Origin of the sequence: Thermomonospora umbrina (assembly GCF_003386555.1) — a bacterium.
Taxonomy (GTDB): domain Bacteria; phylum Actinomycetota; class Actinomycetes; order Streptosporangiales; family Streptosporangiaceae; genus Thermomonospora; species Thermomonospora umbrina.
Map to the genome: position 1 here is coordinate 6291042 of NZ_QTTT01000001.1, position 17656 is coordinate 6308697.

The window sequence follows — 17656 nt, forward strand, 5'->3', positions numbered from 1 at the left end:
CTCAGCCGTCGGACGGGACCACCGGCAGGTACACCTGTCCGCCGGAGGCGGTGAACTCCTCCGCCTTCCGCCGCATTCCCTCGGCCAGCGCGTCGTCGTCCGACAGCCCCCGGTCCTCGGCGAACCGGCGGACGTCCTGCGTGATCTTCATCGAGCAGAAGTGCGGGCCGCACATCGAGCAGAAGTGCGCCGTCTTCGCCGGGGCGGCCGGCAGCGTCTCGTCGTGGAAGGCGCGGGCGGTGTCCGGGTCGAGGGACAGGTTGAACTGATCCTCCCAGCGGAACTCGAACCGGGCGTCCGACAGCGCGTCGTCCCACGCCTGCGCCCCCGGATGCCCCTTGGCGAGGTCGGCGGCGTGGGCGGCGATCTTGTAGGCGATGACCCCGGCCTTGACGTCGTCCTTGTCCGGCAGGCCCAGATGCTCCTTGGGTGTGACGTAGCAGAGCATCGCGGTGCCGTACCAGCCGATCATCGCGGCGCCGATGGCCGAGGTGATGTGGTCGTAGCCCGGCGCGATGTCCGTGGTCAGCGGACCCAGCGTGTAGAAGGGCGCGTCGTCGCACCACTCCCGCTGGAGGTCGACGTTCTCCTTGATCTTGTGCATCGGGACGTGCCCGGGACCCTCGTTCATCACCTGGTTGTCGTACTCGCGGGCGATCCGGGTCAGCTCGCCCTGCGTCCGCAGCTCGGCGAACTGGGCCTCGTCGTTGGCGTCGGCGATGGAGCCCGGCCGCAGCCCGTCGCCGAGCGACCAGGTGACGTCGTAGGCGGCGAAGATCTCGCACAGCTCGCGGAAGCGGGTGTAGAGGAAGTTCTCCTCGTGGTGGGCCAGACACCACGCCGCCATGATCGACCCGCCCCGGGACACGATGCCGGTCTTGCGGCGCGCCGTCAGCGGCACGTACGCCAGCAGCACGCCCGCGTGCACCGTCATGTAGTCCACGCCCTGCTCGGCCTGCTCGATCACGGTGTCGCGGAAGATCTCGAAGGTCAGGTCGGCGGGGTTCCCGCCCACCTTCTCCAGCGCCTGGTAGAGCGGCACGGTCCCGACCGGCACGGGGGAGTTGCGCAGGATCCACTCGCGGGTGGTGTGGATGTCCCGGCCGGTGGACAGGTCCATGATCGTGTCCGCGCCCCAACGGGTCGCCCACGTCATCTTGTCCACCTCCTCCTCGATGGAGGACGCCACCGCCGAGTTGCCGATGTTGGCGTTCACCTTGACCAGGAAGTTCCGGCCGATGATCATCGGCTCGATCTCCGGGTGGTTGACGTTGGCGGGCAGCACCGCCCGCCCCGCGGCCAGCTCGGCCCGCACGAACTCCGGCTCCACGCCCTCGCGCAGCGCCACGTACTCCATCTCGGCGGTGATCTCCCCGCGCCGGGCGTACGCGAGCTGCGTCACCGCCCCGGCGCCCGCCCGGCGGGGCCTGCGCGGCGGGAACGCCGCCCGTTCGCGCAGCGGGTCGGCGGAGCGGCGGCCGTCGTCCTCGGGCCGCACGGCGCGGCCCTCGTACTCGACGGTGTCGCCCCGCTCGACGATCCAGGGGTCGCGCAGCGCGGGCAGCCCGCGCCGCACGTCCACCTCGTACGACGGGTCGGTGTACGGGCCGGAGGTGTCGTACAGGACGACGGACCCGCCCGTGCCGAGCGGCACCTCCCGCATCGGCACCCGGAGATCCGGGCGCGCGGCGCTCGTGAGGTGGGTCTTGCGTGCGGCGGACACGACGGAAGTGGGCACAACGGAATCGGTCATGGCGACTCGACTACTCCCTACGCCGGCATTACCCGGTCAGGTTCCAGCGGTCTGCGGCCGTTCCAGCCGCACTCTCAGCCCGGTTCGCCGGGCTCCCGCGCCTTGTCGCCCCGACGTTAACCCGGCCCCGCCCCGTTGCCGCAAGCCCCGGTCATGAGGTAGAGGAGCGCCGCCGCGGTGGACGCCGCGCCGATCTCCCCGCGAGCGATCAGCTCCGGCGTCGACGTGAGCGGGACCCACTCGATCCGCTCCGCCTCCACGTCGGTGGGCTCGCCGGCGAGCACCGCCCCGTCCGCTCGGAAAATGTGATGAATCCCATCCGTGACGCCGGGAGAGACGTGGAGGTCCACCAGGTGATGGAGCGGTCCGGCCCGCCATCCGGTCTCCTCCTCCAGCTCCCGCGCGGCGGTCTCGGCAGGATCCTCGCCCTCCTCCAGCCGTCCGCCGGGAATCTCCCATCCCCAGGCGTCGCAGATGAACCGGTGCCGCCAGATCAGCAGCACACGGCCGTCCGCGTCCACCGCGGCGACACCGGCGGAGGGCCTGACCCGGACGAGGTGGTGGTCGAACCGGCGGCCGTCCGGCAGTTCGACGTCGGCGAGCCGGACGTCCATCCACGGGCTCGCGTAGATGGACCGTTCTCCATGCGTCGTCCAGTGCATGGGCGGGACGCTATCGAGGTCGGCGGGGGACCGACGGGTAGGGTCAGGATCATCGGGACGGGAGGTGGACCGGGTGGAGGCACCGGGAGGGCCGGCGGCACGGCCCGAGGACAGGGTCTGGACGGTGCCCAACGCGTTGAGCTTCGCGCGGCTGCTCGGCGTTCCGCTCTTCCTCTGGCTGGTCCTGGCCGAACACGACTGGTGGGCGCTGGGCCTGCTGATGTTCGCCGGGCTGTCGGACTGGCTCGACGGCAAGCTGGCCCGGATGCTGGGCCAGACCAGCAGGCTCGGCGTCCTGCTCGACCCGGCGGCCGACCGCCTCTACATCCTGGCCACCCTCGTCGGGCTGACCGCGCGGGAGATCATCCCGCTGTGGCTGACCCTGCTGCTGGTCGGCAGGGAGGTCGCGATCACCCCGATCGTCCCGGTGCTGCGCAGGCTCGGTTACAACGGCATGCTGCCGGTGCACATGGTGGGCAAGGCGGGGACGCTGTGCCTGCTGTACGCCTTCCCGCTGCTGCTGCTCGGCGACCACTCCGGCGCGGTGGCGACCGGGGCGCGGGTCATCGGGTGGTCGTTCGCCATCTGGGGAACGGCACTGTACTGGTGGGCGGCCGTCCTCTATTGGGTCCAGGTGCGGCAGCTCCTGCCGGCCGACCGCACCGGCTCGCCCGGCCCGCCCGGTCCCACGGGACCGACGCGCGGCGCGGGGCCGGCCCCCGGACCGTCGGCCGGCTGACCGAAGGGAGCGCGACACCCTCATGAAGGCCGTTGTGATGGCGGGCGGGGAGGGGACTCGGCTGCGCCCGATGACCGCCAACCAGCCCAAGCCGCTGCTGCCGGTCATCAACCGGCCGATCATGGAGCACGTGCTCCGGCTGCTGAAACGGCACGGGCTCACCGAGACCGTGGTCACCGTGCAGTTCCTGGCCGCGTTGATCCGCAACTACTTCGGCGACGGCGAGGAGCTCGGCATGTCGCTGAGCTACGCCACCGAGGAGATCCCGCTCGGCACCGCCGGGAGCGTCAAGAACGCCCAGGAGGCGCTGCGCGACGACCAGTTCCTGGTGATCTCCGGCGACGCCCTCACCGACATCGACCTGACCGCCATGGTCGACTTCCACAAGAAGAACGGCGCGCTGGTCACCATCGGGCTCAAGCGGGTGCCCAACCCGCTGGAGTTCGGGATCATCATCGTCGACGACGAGGGCCGCATCCAGCGCTTCCTGGAGAAGCCGACCTGGGGTCAGGTCTTCTCCGACACCGTCAACACGGGCATCTACGTGATGGAGCCGGAGGTCCTCGACCACGTCGCCGAGGGCGTGTCGGTGGACTGGTCCAGCGACGTCTTCCCCAAACTGCTGGCCGAGGGCGCCCCGCTGTTCGGGTACGTCGCCGACTGCTACTGGGAGGACGTCGGCACCCACGAGAGCTACCTGAAGGCGCAGGCCGACATGCTCTCCGGCCGCGTCGACGTGGAGATGGACGGCTTCGAGGTCTCGCCGGGCGTGTGGATGGCCGAGGGCGCCGAGGTCGACCCCGGGGCCGTGCTCAAGGGCCCGCTGTACATCGGTGACTACGCCAAGATCGAGGCGGGTGTCGAGCTGCGCGAGTTCACCGTCCTCGGCAGCAACGTGGTCGTCAAGGAGGGCGCGTTCCTGCACCGCGCCGTCGTCCACGACAACGTCTTCGTCGGGCCCTCCACCAACCTGCGCGGCTGCGTGATCGGCAAGAACACCGACGTGATGGCGGGCGCCCGGGTCGAGGAGGGCGCGGTCGTCGGCGACGAGTGCGTCATCGAGGCGGAGGCGTACGTCTCCAACGGCGTCAAGGTCTACCCGTTCAAGACCATCGAGGCGGGCGCGGTCGTCAACACCAGCGTGATCTGGGAGTCCCGCGGCCAGCGCACCCTGTTCGGCCCGCGCGGCGTGTCCGGGCTGGTCAACGTGGAGATCACCCCCGAGCTGGCGGTCCGGCTGGCGAGCGCGTACGCCACCACCCTCAAGAAGGGCTCCACCGTCGTCACCGGCCGGGACGTCTCCCGCGCCGCCCGCACCCTCAAGCGCGCGGTGATCAGCGCGCTCACCGCCAGCGCCATCAACGTGCAGGACGTCCAGGTGTGCGCGCTGCCGGTGACCCGGTTCGAGACCGCCCGGGAGGACGCGGGCGGCGGCATCTACATCCGGACCACCGCCGGCGACCCCCAGGGCGTCGACATCATCTTCCTCGACGCCGACGGCGCGGACCTGTCGCTGGGGGCGCAGCGCAAGCTGGAGCGGGTGTTCGGCCGCCAGGAGTTCCGCCGCGCCTTCCCCGGCGAGATCGCCCTGCTCTCCTATCCGGCCCGCACCCTGGAGACCTACACCCGCGACCTGCTCAGCCGGGTCGACCAGCGCGGCGTCCGCGAGGCGGAGCTGAAGATCGTGCTGGACTGCGCCGGGGGCACCGCGTCCCTGGTGCTTCCCACGCTGCTCGGCATGATGGGCGTGGACGTGCTGACCGTCAACAGCCGGCTGGACGAGGCCAACCCCACGGAGACGCTCGCCGAACGGATGCGCGACCTGCAGCGGCTCGGCGACCTGGTGTCCTCGTCCCGGGCCGCGTTCGGCGCCCGGTTCGACCCGGTGGGCGAGCGCCTGTCGATGGTCGACGAGAACGGCGAGCTGATCGGCGACGACCGGGCGCTGCTGGTGTTCCTGGACCTGGTGGCCGCCGAGCGGCGGGCCGGCCGGGTGGCGCTGCCGGTCACCACCACGCGGGTCGCCGAGAAGGTCTGCCGGTTCCACGGCGTCGAGGTGGACTGGACGTCGACCTCGCAGGACGTGCTGACCAAGGCGGCCGCCGCGCCCGGCACGGTCTTCGCCGGGGACGGCCGCGGCGGGTTCGTGTTCCCCGAGTTCAGCACCAACGTCGACGGCATCGCGGCGTTCGTCCGCCTGGTCGGACTGGTCGCCCGGACCCGGCTGACGCTCTCGCGGATCGACCGGCGCATCCCGGAGGCGCATCTGCTGCGCCGGTCGGTGCCGACGCCCTGGGCGGCCAAGGGCAGCGTGATGCGGCACGTCGTGGAGGCCGCGGGCGCACGGACCATCGACACCACCGACGGCGTGCGGGTCGTGGAGGCCGGCGGCTCCTGGGTGCTGGTGCTGCCCGACCCGGCCGAGGCCGTCACCCACCTGTGGGCCGAGGGCTCCGACAACGACGAGGCCCAGGCGCTCCTGGAGGAGTGGGCGGGTGTCGTGGAACGCGCGGGCTCCTGACCCCCCTCGACCGTCGTGACCCGACCGGCGACGCCCGTGCGACACGGGCGTCGCCGGTCCCCTCCGGTCGCGGGACGGCACTGAACCGGTCCAGTAGAGTCCCGGCATGCGTTCGCCGAATGACCGTCCGATCTTCGTCGTGGGCTGTCCCCGCTCGGGGACGACGCTCCTGCAGCTCATGCTGCACCGGCACCCGCGGATCGCCATCCCGCCGGAGACCCGGTTCCTCATCCCGGCGTACGAGTCCCGCGCGGAGTTCGGCGATCTGGCCGACCCGGCCAATCGGGAGCGGCTGGCCCGCTGGATCGTGGGGCGGAGACGGACCAGGTTCGACGACCTCGGGCTGGACGCCGAGGAGGTCGTCGAGGAGATCGTCGCGGGCCCCGGCACGCTGGGCTCGGCGCTGGGCATCGTGTTCCGCGCCTACTCCCGCAGGTTCGGCAAGGACCGGTGGGGCGACAAGCGGCCGGGCTACTTCCAGAACATCCCGGTGCTGGTCAGGCTGTTCCCCGACGCCCAGATCGTGCACCTGATCCGGGACGGGCGCGACTGCGTGGCCTCCCTCAAGGAGATGCCCTGGTACAAGCAGGACTCGTACCACGCGCTGGCCACCTGGATCGAGGCGGTGCGGGCGGGCCGGCGCGCGGCGCGCGTGCTCGGGCCCGACTCGTACCACGAGATCCGCTACGAGGACCTGATCGCCGACCCGGAGGCGCGGCTCACGGGCCTGTGCCGGTTCCTGGACGTCGAGTACCACGAGGAGATGGCCGAGCCGTCGGGTGTGGCGTCCGAGGCCGTCCCCAGCCGCAAGTCCTGGCACCACCGGACCCACGAGAAGGTCAGCGCGTCCCGTTCCGGGACGTGGGAACAGCGGCTGGAGCCCTGGGAGATCGCCCTGTGCGAGGCGGAGGCGGGCCCGTACCTGCGTTCACTGGGGTACGAGCCGTCGGAGGCGCGCCGGCCGTCGGCGGCCGAGCGCGCCAGGTTCCGGTCGGTGGCGACCAGGCGCACCCTCGCCGCCCGCAAGCGGCACCTGCGCGACCGCTGGCAGCGGCTGCACGAGCCGTCGCCGGTGGCGGCGCTGCTCACCTCGGGCCAGCGCGAGGCGGTCGAGCGGGACTGAGAACGCTCAGTCGGTCGGCCAGGCCGCGATCTCCGTGTCGCTGAGGGGGAGCAGGCACCACAGGGCGTCCTGGTGGGTGGCGCACAGCGGGATCCGCTCGTGCAGCCCGAAGGCGCGGAACAGCCCCTCCAGGTAGGGGCGCAGACCCACCAACGCCAGCGGGAGCCCGCGCCGCCCGCACTCCTGCGCGAGGCTCGAGAACGCCCGCAGCCCGCTGCCGTCGCAGAACACGATCCCGCCCATGTCGATGACCAGCGGCCGGCGCGCCAGGGCGACCAGCTCCATCAGCCGCGTGTACGCGTCCGGCGCGGTGTGGCAGTCGATCTCGCCGCAGAGCAGCGCCACGGTATGGCGCGGATGCTCCACGACGACCATGTCGACGGCGATGTCTGCCATGGCTGTCCTGTGGCGGTAGGCGAGTCACTTCGGTCCCGTGACTCCCCAGCATGGCGTGAACACCCTGGGTTGCCAAGGCCGGGCCGCGAGGCACCACCGGACCGTTATCGACGGTGCCCTCCGCCCGCCCACGGCGCATGAGGGCGGGCCTCGCGGGTACGCGGTGGTGACACCGACGAGGGGCACCGAGCGACGACGGAGGGGCAGATGACGCGGCACCGGACGGTCGGGGAGGAACGGGTGCGGGAGACCTCGGTGCCCGACACCGTGCGCTTGGGCGGCACGCTCCTGGTCCCGTGGCCGGGGCGGGGACGGGGGCACGGGCGCTCGCGCGCGGTCGCCTGGGCCCTCCGGCTGGGCGCCGATCGCCATGCCGTCCGGCTGATGGACCGGCTCCGCCGCCGCTACGGCCCGGGGCCGTTGAAGGTGAGGCTTCCCGGGCGGGGCGCGGTGCTGCTCCTTTCGCCCCGGGACGTGCGCCATGTCCTCGACGCCCGGCCGGGCCTGTTCCCCCCCTCGGTGGGGGACTCCGCGCACCCACGGCCCCACGGCACGGCGCTCCCGGTCGGGGCGGAGGACTGGGCGGACCGTCGCCGCGTCGACGAAGAGGTGCTGGACTCGCACCAGAAGCTCCACCGGTTCGGCGGCCGGTACATGCTCGTCGCGCAGGAGGAGACTTCGGGGCTCCTCGACCTGATCGGGTCCAAGGGCGGTCTGGACTGGACCGACTACGCGTCGGCCCATGGGAGGGTCGTGCGCCATATCGTGCTCGGCGAGGCCGCCCGCGACGACCAGATGCTCACCGCCCTGCTCGACCGTCTCGGCGTCGCCGCCAGTCCGCTGCGGCCGCGCGGGCGGCTCGCCGTGCGCGACACCTACCTGCGGCGCCTGCGGATGTACATCGAGCGCGCCGACCCGGGGAGCCTCGCCGGGGCCCTCGCCCGGACGCCGAGCCCGCCGGGCGCGGACCCCCTGGGACAGGTCACGCAGTGGCTGGCCGGCTTCGACGGCGCGGGCGTCGTCGCCTACCGCACGCTCGCGCTGCTGGCCGTCCACCCCGACGGCCTCGCCCGCGTCCACGCCGAACTCTCCGGGCTGCCCGGCTCGTCGCCGCCCAGCCCCGTCTCCGTGCCGTACCTGCGCGCGTGCGTGCTGGAGTCGGCGCGGCTGTGGCCCGTCGCGCCGGTCATCCTGCGGGAGGCGACCGCGGACACGCATTGGGGCGAGAGGACGCTGCCCGCGGGGTCGGTCTTCGCCATCGTGGGCTCCTTCTTCGGCCGCGATCGCCGAACGGTGCCCTACGCCGACCACTTCATGCCCGAGGCGTGGCTCGACGGCCGTGCGGCCGCCGACGGGGCGATCGTCCCCTTCGGGGGCGGCGCGGGACGCTGCCCGGGCGAGAACCTGGCGCTGCTGACCGCCACGACGTTCCTGGCCGACCTGCTGCGCGATCACGCCCCCCGTCTGCTGCGTCCCGCGACCCTGCATGCTCGACGTCCGCTGCCGTACGGCCTGGATCCGGCGACGATCCGGTTCCGCTTCGACCCGGTGCGCTGAGCGCGGACGGGTGTCAGCAGCGCTCACGGGGCCGCAGGCCGGTCGTGGCGGGCACCCGGTCGCGGTACGTCTCGACGAGGAAGTCGATGAGGCGTTCGACGTCCCGGACGTCGGAGACCAGGCCCAGCGAGACCCGGATCGCGCCGCCGCTCGGAAGCCCGAGCACCCGCAGGTACGCGTCGAGGGACAGCCCGTCTCCCCGTGCCGCGCCGCGCAGGGCCCGCTCGCTGATCGCGAAGGCGCCCTCGCCCGCCCCCGGGTTGCAGAAGCAGCCGGTGCGCAGCGAGATCCGGGCGGCGGCGGTGTCGCGGGCGACGACCCGCTCGTCCACGATCTCGCCGCGCGCGTCGAGCAGGTTGAACGCGATCGTCCCGCCGCGCCCGGCGGTCCCGGTGGGGCCGTAGACGAGGGTCATGGGGCGGCCGTCGGAGTGCCGCAGGGCGGCGAGCCGGTCGAGCATCAGCCCGGTGAGGGCGGTGACCCGCCGGTGGATCAGGTCGATGCCGATGTCCCGGATCCAGTCGAGCCCGAACCCCACGTCCGGGATGCCGTGGAAGTTGAGGGTGCCGTCCTCGAACGCCGACTCGTCGCCGGTCATCACGTGCCACCGGCCGAGGGCGCTGACCGCCTGGATCGTGCCGCCCGAGAACCAGGGGCGCCGCAGTCGGTCCAGCGCCTCCCGCCGGGCGATCAGACAGCCCACGCCGGTCGGGTAGCCGAACACCTTGTACCAGCTCACCGGGACGAAGTCGGGCCGCACCTCGCTCAGGTCCAGGCGGTTGGCGGGCACGAAGGCGGCGGCGTCCAGCATCACGTCGTAGCCGCGCTCGCGGGCCATGGACACCCACCGCAGCGGGTGCTGGACGCCGGTGAAGTTGCTCTGCGCCGGGAAGACCAGCAGCCCTCGCCGCCGACCCAGCGCGGCCAGCACCTCCGACTCCTCGGCCCGCAGGTCGGGCCGCCGCAGCGGGACGTAGCGGACCTGCGCCCCCGCGGCCCGGGCGAACTCCCGGATGCCGTTGACGGAGTTGTGGTTGTCGGCGGTGAGGACCAGCCGGGTGCCGCGACGGAACGGGTACGCCTCGCCGACCAGCCGGCACGCGCCGGTGGCGTTCGGCGTGAAGATCACCGCGTACTCGGCCGGGTCGGCGTTGAAGTGCTCCAGGACGGCCGTCCGGGTGCGCTCGACCAGGGCGGTGGCGGCGCTGGACGTGGGGTTCTCCGAGTGCGGGTTGCCGAAGCAGTCGCCGGTCAGCCGCTCGGCGTGGGCGCGGAGCTGGGCCCTGGCCGGGATGCCGGAGCCGGTGTAGTCGAGGTAGACGTGATCCTGCTCGTCGAGGTAGCCGTACTCGGCGGCGCGGAGCTCGTCCAGCCTCCCGGTGGCGGTGTAGGCCGGGTCGCTGCCCGGAAACGCTGCGAACGACGTGGTCATGACATCAGCCCCCGACAGAAAAAGACGCGACCTTATCTAAAAAGGTCGTCTTTCGCCTTACATCCTGCAAGGTGCCTAAAAGGCGATATTTATGTGATCGGTGCCGATGACCTGGGCCTCGGCCGTACGGTCCGGTGCGTCAGCACGACGCAGGCCCCGATAAGGAACAGTCCCGTAAAACCGACCAGAAAGACCCAATTCGCCCAGACGGGACGAGAGAACGTGTCGCCATAGGACGCGAGCAGCGGCGGCCCGAGGGGCGACGCGCCGCGCGCCCACAGGTCCTCCACGCGCAGGCTGTGGCCGAGCGCCTCGAACGCCCACCGATTCGACATGGCGTGGCTCAGCCACCGGCCCGCCGCGGCCATCACCGGCACGGGCAGGATCGCCCCCACGAAGAGCACCTGCGGGAAGCACAGCATCGGAAGGGCCATCGTCGCCTGCGCGGGATCCGTCACCGCCGCCGAGATCAGCAGACCCAGCGCCAGCGCCGCCACCGAGCACAGCAGCAGCGTGACGAACAGCTCCCCGTAGGCGCCCCCGTCGGCGGCAGGCAGCCGGTCGAGGGCCCGCAGCACGCCCAGCATCAGCGCGTCCACCATCGCCAGCAGCGGGACCAGCACCGCCGCCTTGGCCAGTACGTACGGACCGATCCGCAACCCCGCCAGGCGCTCCCGGCGCAGCACCGGCACCTCCGTGCAGATCTGCAGGAGCCCGTAGGTCAGCCCGAAGAAGAAGCCGCCGAAGGCGACCCAGAAAAGGATCATCACGGTCGCGGCCGGGCTGGGGGAGCCGGGGTCGAACGCCCCCGGCCGGAACAGCACGGCGAACATGGCCAGCACCATCAACGGCGACCCGGCCAGGATCGCCACCGTCAGCCGGTTGCGGGTCAGCAGGTCGAGGTTGCGGCGGGTCAGCAGCAGCCACTGTCGCGCCGCGCCGATGCCGGGCACCCCCGCGGCGGCCGCCGCCGGGATCGCCCCGGGCGCGGAGTCGGCGAACCGGAGCCCCCAGTCGTGCTCGGGCTCCTCCCCGGCAAGACGGGCGTACACGTCCTCGATGCCGTCGACGTCGAACCACTCGCGCGCCTCGGCGGGGGAGCCGTGGAAGGCCAGGGTCCCGTCCGGGGCGAGCACCGCCACCTCGTCGCACGACTTCACGTCGGGCGGGTTGTGGGTGGTGAGGACCACGGTGGTGCCGGTGTCGGCCAGCCCGCGCAGCAGCCGCATCAGCCCGGCCGCCGCGACCGGGTCCAGACCCGCGGTGGGCTCGTCGAGGAAGAGGACGTCGGGCCGGGTCAGCAACTCCACCGCGATGCTGGCCCGCTTGCGCTCGCCGCCGGACAGGGCGCCGACCCGCTGGCCGGCGCGCCCGTCGAGGGCCAGCGCCGCCAGCACCCGGTCGACCGCCTCCTCCGCCAGCGCGGGCGGCGTGCCGGCGGGGAGCCGCATCCGCGCCGCGTACCGCAGCGTGCGACGCAGCGGCAGGTCCCGGTGGACGATGTCGTCCTGGGGTACGTACCCGAGCGCCCCGCGCCCGCCCTCGTAGCGCACCCCGCCCTCGGACGGCGGCCGCACTCCGGCGATGGCCTCCAGGAGGGTGGTCTTGCCGGCCCCGCTGCCGCCGATGATGGCCACCAGCCGGCCGGTCCCGATCGTCAGCGACACCTCGCGAAGGACGCGCCGCCCGCCCGCCACCTGCTGCCCGACATCCCGGACCTCGATCACACCGCCATCGTCCCCGCCCCCGGGCGCGGGTATCCGGGGGACGGGGGTGACGGAAGTGGCCGGATGTGGCCTGTCATGGCCCGATGCGCCGGCGGGGACGGCGGTCCGGGCCTGCTTGTGATCTACATCGTAAAGGGCGTGGCCGGTCGCACCCGCAGCACCCGGGCGGCCCAGCCCGGCAGCCACCAGTTCCACCGGCCCAGCGCGGCCACCACCGCCGGCACCAGCAGCGCCCGGATGATCGTCGCGTCCAGCAGGATCCCCAGCCCCAACCCGGTGGCGAAGATCTTCACCTCGATGATCGGGGCCGCCGCCAGCGAGGCGAACGCCAGGAACAGGATCAGCGCCGCGCTGGTCACCAGCCGCCCGGTCCGCCCGATGCCCTCCACGACGGCGGTCTCGGTGCACCCCGTGCGGTCGTACTCCTCACGGATCCTCGCCAGGATGAACACCTCGTAGTCCATCGACAGGCCGTACAGGAACGCGAAGACCATCACCGGGATGAACGTGGCGATCGACCCCGTCGCCGAGATGCCCCACAGTTGCTCGCCGCCGTACCCGTACTGCCACACCAGCACGGTCGCGCCCAGCACGGAGGCCAGCGACAGCAGGTTGAGCAGCACCGCCTTCAACGGCAGCAGCAGGGATCGGAACGCCCGGGCCAGCAGGACGAACGTCAGCAGCGCGACGAGCGCCAGCATCAGCGGGAAGGTCCCGTAGACCTGATCGATGAAGTCCAGGTCGGCCGCCGCCTCGCCGCCCACGCGCGCCCCGGCCGGCACGACGTCGCGGATCGCCGTGACGGTGTCCTTGCCCGGGCCCGTGCCGCCCTCGTCGACCGGCAGCACCGTGATCAGCGCCGTCCCGTCCCGCCGGCGGCCGGGCCCGTCCGCCGCGACCACGGTGCGCACCCCCGGCACCCGCGCCAGCCGTGCCGCCACGGGCCGGGGATCGACGCCCTGCGGAACGAGCACGTCCACCGGCGTCAGCACGCCCGACGGGATCCCCGCGCGGTCCAGGGCGGACAGACCCTCGTAGGCGGGCCCCCGCTTGGCGAGCGCGTCGCTGCCCGCCTCGCCGAGGTTCAGCCCCAGCGCGGCCACGGCCAGCGCGCCGAGCAGCGACAGCGACACGGCGATGGCCGCCCACCGCCACCGGATCACCCGGCGGGTCCACGCCGTCCAGGCCCGCCCGGCGTCCGGCGACACCCGTCGCAGGCCGCGCCGGTCCAACCGGGGCCCGGCGGTCGCCAGGATCACCGGCAGCAGCGTCAACGTCGCCAGCGCGCTCACCGTCGGGATGATCATCCCCCCGTACGCGATGCTGCGCAGGAAGTCCACCGGCAGCACCAGCATCACCACCAGGCCGATCGCCACCGCCACCGCGCTGGAGACCACCGCGCGCCCGGCCGTCGCCATCGCCCGCCGCACCGCCTCGTCCCCCCGGTGGCCGTGGGCGACCTCCTCCCGCCAGCGCGTCACCAGCAGCAGCGAGTAGTCGATCGCGACGCCGAGCCCGATCAGCGCCACCACGAACTGCACCATGAAGTTGACCTCGGTGACCCCGGTGATCCCGTACACCGCCAGGAACGACGTGAGGATCGACACCACGGCGACCCCCAGCGGCACCAAGGCCAGCGGCGAACCGAACACGAAGGCCAGCACCACCAGGGCGCCCACCCCGCCGATCACCGTCTCCACCAGCACGCTGGGGCCCTCGCTCCCGGCGCCCTCCTCCAACGCGTCCATGCCGGTCACCCGCAGCGTCGAGCCCGGCGGCAGCTCGGCGCGCATCGCCTCGGTGAGCGGCGCCGTCACGTCGGGGGCCTCCTCGGCGTCCCCGCCCGCCGCCGCACGGGGGAAGACGAGCCCGAACGTCGTCCGCCCGTCCTCGCCCACGAAGCGTCGATCGGCGGTGTCCGCGTACGAGGCGGCGAGGCCGTCGACCCGTTCGGCCCCCGCCTCGAACGCCCGTGCCAGCGCCCGTCGTACGGCCGGGTCGTCCACGCGCGCGCCGGAGGGCAGGGTGACCACGGGGACCAGCGGTTTGTCCTCGCCGCCCGTGCCGTACAGCCGCGCGATGGCGGTGTTGGCGTCGCGGGCCGGCGACCCCGGGGGAGAGAAGTCCTCGGTGAGCCGGTCGGTGACCTGGGTGACGGCCACGGCCCCCGCGAGCGTGGCCGTCAGCCAGAGCAGGCCGATCAGCAGTTTGTGCCGCAGCACGAATCGGGAGAATGCGTCCATGGGAGGCAAGTGCAGCGGCGTCGCCTGCGGACGGTCTGTGCGAACCCTGTGACCCTCCTGCGAGATCCGGCGTTCACAGCGAACTCACAGGAAACCCTCAGACCCGTCACAGGTCCGACCCGCGACACTGGTTCCGTGACAGCGCAGCCGACCCGCATCCTCGTCGTGGACGACGAGCCCTATCTCGCCGACCTCGTGGCCACCGCCCTGCGGTACGAGGGGTTCGCGACGGCGGTGGCCGGGTCGGGCGCGCAGGCGCTCACGGAGGTCGCCGCCTTCCGCCCCGACCTGATCGTGCTGGACGTGATGCTCCCCGACGGGTCCGGCCTGGACGCCTGCGCCCGGCTTCGCCGCGACGGCTGCCGCGCGCCGGTCGTCTTCCTCACCGCCCGCGACGCCACCGAGGACAAGATCAAGGGCCTGACGGTGGGCGGCGACGACTACGTCACCAAGCCGTTCAGCCTGGAGGAGCTGATCGCCCGGATCCGGGCGGTGCTGCGGCGCGGCCACCCGGTCGCCGCCGCCCCCGACCGGCTCGCCTTCGGCGGCCTGGAGATCGACGAGGACACCTACGAGGTCCGCCGGGACGGCGCGCTGGTCGACCTGACGCCCACCGAGTTCAAGCTGCTGCGCTACCTGATGCTCAACGCCGGACGGGTGCTGTCCAAGCGCCAGATCCTCGACCACGTCTGGCAGTACGACTTCGGCGGCGGCGACGGCGTCGTCCAGACCTACATCAGCTATCTGCGGCGCAAGGTCGACTCCTCCGGGCCCCGGCTGATCCACACGGTGCCCCGCGTCGGCTACGTGCTGCGGCTGCCGAGGGGGTCCTGATGGCTCTGAGACGGCCCGTCTCGCTGCGGGCCCGGCTGCCGGTCATGGTGCTCGCCCTGCTCGCCCTGGGGCTCACGGTGGCCGCCGGTGGCACTCTCGCCGCCCTGCTGGACGAGCAGGTCGACCGGCACGACCGACTGATGGCGTCCGTCGGGCGGGCGGCGCAGGACCCGCAGATCCTGGATCTGTTGGCCACCGACCCGGCCGCCGCCCGGCTCTGGCTGGCCGGCACGAGCGGCGGCGGGCTGCCCACCTTCTTCCAACTGCGGGGCCCCGACGGGCTGGTGCGGCGCACCGTGTCGCTCGGCGCGTCGCCCGCCCTGCCCGGCGTGCTCCCCGCCGCGCTGTCGCCCCGCCCGGCGTCCGCCGCCGACCCGGAGGGCGAGATCTTCGGCCGTTGGCCCCTCGACTCGGGAGGCCCGCCGTGGGGCGACTCCGGCTGGCGGATCCGCACGGCGAACCTCCCGGACGGCCGGGGCGTCCTGGTGACCGGGATGTGGACCACCGAGTCCGACGAGCTGGCGGGCCGCGTCATCGGCGTCGAGACGTCCGTGACCCTGGGGACGCTCGGGTGCATCGGCCTGCTCGCCCTGCGGGCCGTGCGCCGCGGGCTGCGCCCCCTGGAGGAGATGGCCGTCACCGCCGCCGCCATCGGCGACGGCGACCTCACCCGCCGCATCGGCCCGGCCGACCCGCGCTCCGAGGTCGGCCGACTCGGCGCGGCGCTGAACGCCATGCTCGGCCAGATCGAGTCCGCCTTCCGAGAACGCGAGACCTCCGAGGCCCGGCTCCGCAGGTTCGTCGCCGACGCCTCCCATGAGCTGCGCACCCCCGTCGCCACCATCCGCGGCTACGCCGAGCTGTTCCGCCGCGGCGCCGCCGACCGCCCCGAGGACCTCGCCAAGGCGATGCACCGCATCGAGTCCGAGGCCGAACGCATGGGAGCGCTGGTCGACGAGCTGCTGCTCCTGGCCCGTCTGGACCAGGGCCGCCCCCTGGAGCGCTCTCCGGTCGACCTCGCCGAACTGGCCGCCGACGCCGTCGCCGATGCCCGCGCCGTGGAGCCCACCCGCCCCCTCACCCTCGACACCGCCGGCCCGGTCCCCGTCAACGGCGACGCCGCGCGCCTTCGCCAGCTCCTGGGCAACCTGCTGGCCAACGTCCGCGGCCACACCCCGCCCGACACGCCCGCGACCGTCCGGGTCACCACCGACGGCGACCGGGCCGTCCTGGAGGTGACCGACACCGGCCCCGGCCTGCCCGCCGGCCAACGCGAACGCGTCTTCGAACGCTTCTACCGTGCCGATCCCTCCCGCTCCCGCGACCACGGCGGCGCCGGCCTGGGCCTGTCCATCGTCGCCGCCGTCGCCGAGGCCCACCAGGGCCGCGCCACCGCCCGCCCCGGCCCCGCCGGCGGAGCCTCCTTCGTGGTCACCCTGCCCCTGCACACCCCCGCCTCGCCCGCCGCCCACGACGACGTTCCCGGCGTCCCGTGAAGGCCCCCGCGGGCCGCGGCGCCGTTCCTACGGGAGGGCGGCGGGGCGTTCGCCGGAGATCGTGGAAACGCTCACCGAGCGTGACGGAGATGTGGCAGGGTTCGATTCGGGCCTGGCCGGAGGGCGGTGCCGTGTACGCCGTGCCTGGTGGGGGAGGAGGGGAGTGGGTTTCCGGAGGGATGGGGGTGCACCCATGGCCCGGCCATCGCGATCAACGCGGTACGGTCTTGGTGACGCTCATCGTCCGTCGCCGGGCGCAGGTCGTCCCGCGCGGCGGCGTGGACCTGCGATCATTGACGAAGTAGCTTGGGGATCCGGCTCCCCCGTCTCGGTTGACCCTCCGGGTTCGCCCGGCATAGGTTGCGGCAACCGTCGTCATGACGGGAGTGGGAGTCGGAAGAGCAGCGCGGGTCGTCGCGCTCGCGCGAGCGGGTGCGCCGGATAACGCCGAAGGTAGGAGGCCGAGCCGATCGATGCCGAGCGTCTACTGCACGCAGTGCGGTCACGCCAATCCGGATGATGCCCGCTTCTGCTCCCACTGTGGAACACCGCTCACCCGGAGCGTTCCGCCTCCCATGCCTCCGCGGGAGTCGCCCGGCGAGTCGACCTCGACGATCTCGATCAGCGGAATCGAGTCCTTCGAACCCGACGCCCAGCCCGCCGACGAGCTCGGCGTCGACCACCTCGCCGTGGAGGCGCTGCCGCCCGGCACCGCCCTGCTGGTGGTCAAGCGCGGCCCCAACGCGGGCAGTCGGTTCCTGCTCGACAAGGACCGCACCTCCGCCGGCCGGCACCCCGAGAGCGACATCTTCCTCGACGACGTGACGGTCTCCCGCAGGCACGCCGAGTTCGCCCGGCACGGCGCCGGGTTCTCGGTGCGCGACGTGGGCAGCCTGAACGGCACGTACGTCAACCGTCAGCGGATCGACCAGGCCGGGCTGTCCGGCGGGGACGAGGTCCAGATCGGCAAGTTCCGGCTGGTCTTCCTCACCAACCCGCAGCACGGCCACGGCTGAGGCGCGCGGCGGACGACCGGTGGCGGTGTGAACGATCCGGAGGCGCGCGAGGCGCGCGGGGCGCGCCGGACCGACGGGCGTGCGGGCCCGCGCACGGGGCGGACGGCGGCGCGGCCGCCGTTCGCGGCGCCGGGCGGGCGGGCCGGATGAGCGGCGC

At 73.1% G+C, this 17656-nt stretch carries 13 protein-coding genes and 1 riboswitch; of the genes, 7 read left to right on the forward strand and 6 right to left on the reverse strand.

From position 1 onward, the window contains the following. Position 1 precedes the first annotated feature (1 nt). Together thiC and DFJ69_RS28185 are read right to left on the reverse strand one after the other, a co-directional pair. On the reverse strand, positions 2-1753 hold the full coding sequence (gene thiC, locus DFJ69_RS28180) for a phosphomethylpyrimidine synthase ThiC (protein ID WP_116025374.1): 1752 nt from the start codon (positions 1751-1753) through the stop codon (positions 2-4). Then, positions 1751-1862: riboswitch (TPP riboswitch) on the reverse strand. (Overlaps the previous gene by 3 nt.) Positions 1863-1869: 7 nt before the next feature. Further along, a complete protein-coding gene (locus DFJ69_RS28185) occupies positions 1870-2415 on the reverse strand; it encodes an NUDIX hydrolase (protein ID WP_116025375.1) in 546 nt (181 codons plus the stop codon). A 73-nt stretch (positions 2416-2488) separates the two neighbouring features. On the opposite strand from DFJ69_RS28185, the gene clsA reads away from it, so the two are divergent. The 3 genes from clsA (at position 2489) to DFJ69_RS28200 (ending at position 6798) form a co-directional block, all read left to right on the forward strand. Then, on the forward strand, positions 2489-3154 hold the full coding sequence (clsA, locus tag DFJ69_RS28190) for a cardiolipin synthase ClsA (RefSeq protein ID WP_170177801.1): 666 nt from the start codon (positions 2489-2491) through the stop codon (positions 3152-3154). A gap of 22 nt (positions 3155-3176) precedes the next feature. Continuing rightward, complete coding sequence (locus DFJ69_RS28195; RefSeq protein ID WP_116025377.1) at positions 3177-5675, forward strand: mannose-1-phosphate guanyltransferase; 2499 nt, start codon at positions 3177-3179, stop codon at positions 5673-5675. A gap of 106 nt (positions 5676-5781) precedes the next feature. Beyond that, positions 5782-6798: a sulfotransferase family protein gene (locus tag DFJ69_RS28200; RefSeq protein ID WP_116025378.1), complete on the forward strand. Its 1017-nt coding sequence runs from the start codon at positions 5782-5784 to the stop codon at positions 6796-6798. Between the two features lie 6 nt (positions 6799-6804). Here the strand turns inward: DFJ69_RS28200 and DFJ69_RS28205 are convergent, their stop codons facing one another. Further along, positions 6805-7194: an STAS domain-containing protein gene (locus DFJ69_RS28205; RefSeq protein WP_116025379.1), complete on the reverse strand. Its 390-nt coding sequence runs from the start codon at positions 7192-7194 to the stop codon at positions 6805-6807. Between the two features lie 207 nt (positions 7195-7401). Between DFJ69_RS28205 and DFJ69_RS28210 the strand changes: the two genes are divergently transcribed. After that, positions 7402-8751 carry a cytochrome P450 gene (locus DFJ69_RS28210; protein ID WP_116025380.1) on the forward strand — a complete coding sequence of 450 codons (1350 nt, stop codon included), beginning with the start codon at positions 7402-7404 and terminating at the stop codon, positions 8749-8751. Positions 8752-8764: 13 nt separating this feature from the next. On the opposite strand, the gene DFJ69_RS28215 is transcribed toward DFJ69_RS28210, so the two are convergent. The 3 genes from DFJ69_RS28215 to DFJ69_RS28225 all read right to left on the reverse strand — a co-directional run bounded on the left by DFJ69_RS28215 (position 8765) and on the right by DFJ69_RS28225 (position 14153). Next, complete coding sequence (locus DFJ69_RS28215; protein ID WP_116025381.1) at positions 8765-10183, reverse strand: aminotransferase class V-fold PLP-dependent enzyme; 1419 nt, start codon at positions 10181-10183, stop codon at positions 8765-8767. 89 nt (positions 10184-10272) lie between these two features. Further along, positions 10273-11910 carry an ABC transporter ATP-binding protein/permease gene (locus tag DFJ69_RS28220; protein WP_211328823.1) on the reverse strand — a complete coding sequence of 546 codons (1638 nt, stop codon included), beginning with the start codon at positions 11908-11910 and terminating at the stop codon, positions 10273-10275. A gap of 122 nt (positions 11911-12032) precedes the next feature. Next, positions 12033-14153 carry an MMPL family transporter gene (locus DFJ69_RS28225; protein WP_116025382.1) on the reverse strand — a complete coding sequence of 707 codons (2121 nt, stop codon included), beginning with the start codon at positions 14151-14153 and terminating at the stop codon, positions 12033-12035. A gap of 135 nt (positions 14154-14288) precedes the next feature. Here DFJ69_RS28225 and DFJ69_RS28230 point away from each other — a divergent pair, with 135 nt between their 5' ends. From DFJ69_RS28230 to DFJ69_RS28240, 3 genes are all read left to right on the forward strand, one after another. Further along, positions 14289-14987, forward strand: a complete 699-nt coding sequence (locus DFJ69_RS28230) for a response regulator transcription factor (protein WP_116025383.1) — start codon at positions 14289-14291, stop codon at positions 14985-14987. After that, positions 14987-16483, forward strand: coding sequence for a sensor histidine kinase (locus tag DFJ69_RS28235; RefSeq protein ID WP_116025384.1), 1497 nt, complete (start codon positions 14987-14989; stop codon positions 16481-16483). The genes DFJ69_RS28230 and DFJ69_RS28235 overlap by 1 nt, the downstream gene beginning before the upstream one ends. A 473-nt stretch (positions 16484-16956) precedes the next feature. Then, positions 16957-17499, forward strand: a complete 543-nt coding sequence (locus DFJ69_RS28240; protein WP_116025385.1) for an FHA domain-containing protein — start codon at positions 16957-16959, stop codon at positions 17497-17499. Positions 17500-17656: the final 157 nt, after the last annotated feature.

Excerpts from the sequence above, each read along its gene's own strand:
- thiC (WP_116025374.1), bottom strand. The coding sequence starts at position 1,753 with ATGACCGATTCCGTTGTGCCCACTTCCGTCGTGTCCGCCGCACGCAAG.
- DFJ69_RS28235 (WP_116025384.1), top strand. The coding sequence starts at position 14,987 with ATGGCTCTGAGACGGCCCGTCTCGCTGCGGGCCCGGCTGCCGGTCATG.
- DFJ69_RS28195 (WP_116025377.1), top strand. The coding sequence starts at position 3,177 with ATGAAGGCCGTTGTGATGGCGGGCGGGGAGGGGACTCGGCTGCGCCCG.
- DFJ69_RS28240 (WP_116025385.1), top strand. The coding sequence starts at position 16,957 with ATGCCGAGCGTCTACTGCACGCAGTGCGGTCACGCCAATCCGGATGAT.
- DFJ69_RS28215 (WP_116025381.1), bottom strand. The coding sequence starts at position 10,183 with ATGACCACGTCGTTCGCAGCGTTTCCGGGCAGCGACCCGGCCTACACC.
- DFJ69_RS28185 (WP_116025375.1), bottom strand. The coding sequence starts at position 2,415 with ATGCACTGGACGACGCATGGAGAACGGTCCATCTACGCGAGCCCGTGG.
- DFJ69_RS28200 (WP_116025378.1), top strand. The coding sequence starts at position 5,782 with ATGCGTTCGCCGAATGACCGTCCGATCTTCGTCGTGGGCTGTCCCCGC.
- DFJ69_RS28210 (WP_116025380.1), top strand. The coding sequence starts at position 7,402 with ATGACGCGGCACCGGACGGTCGGGGAGGAACGGGTGCGGGAGACCTCG.
- DFJ69_RS28205 (WP_116025379.1), bottom strand. The coding sequence starts at position 7,194 with ATGGCAGACATCGCCGTCGACATGGTCGTCGTGGAGCATCCGCGCCAT.
- DFJ69_RS28225 (WP_116025382.1), bottom strand. The coding sequence starts at position 14,153 with ATGGACGCATTCTCCCGATTCGTGCTGCGGCACAAACTGCTGATCGGC.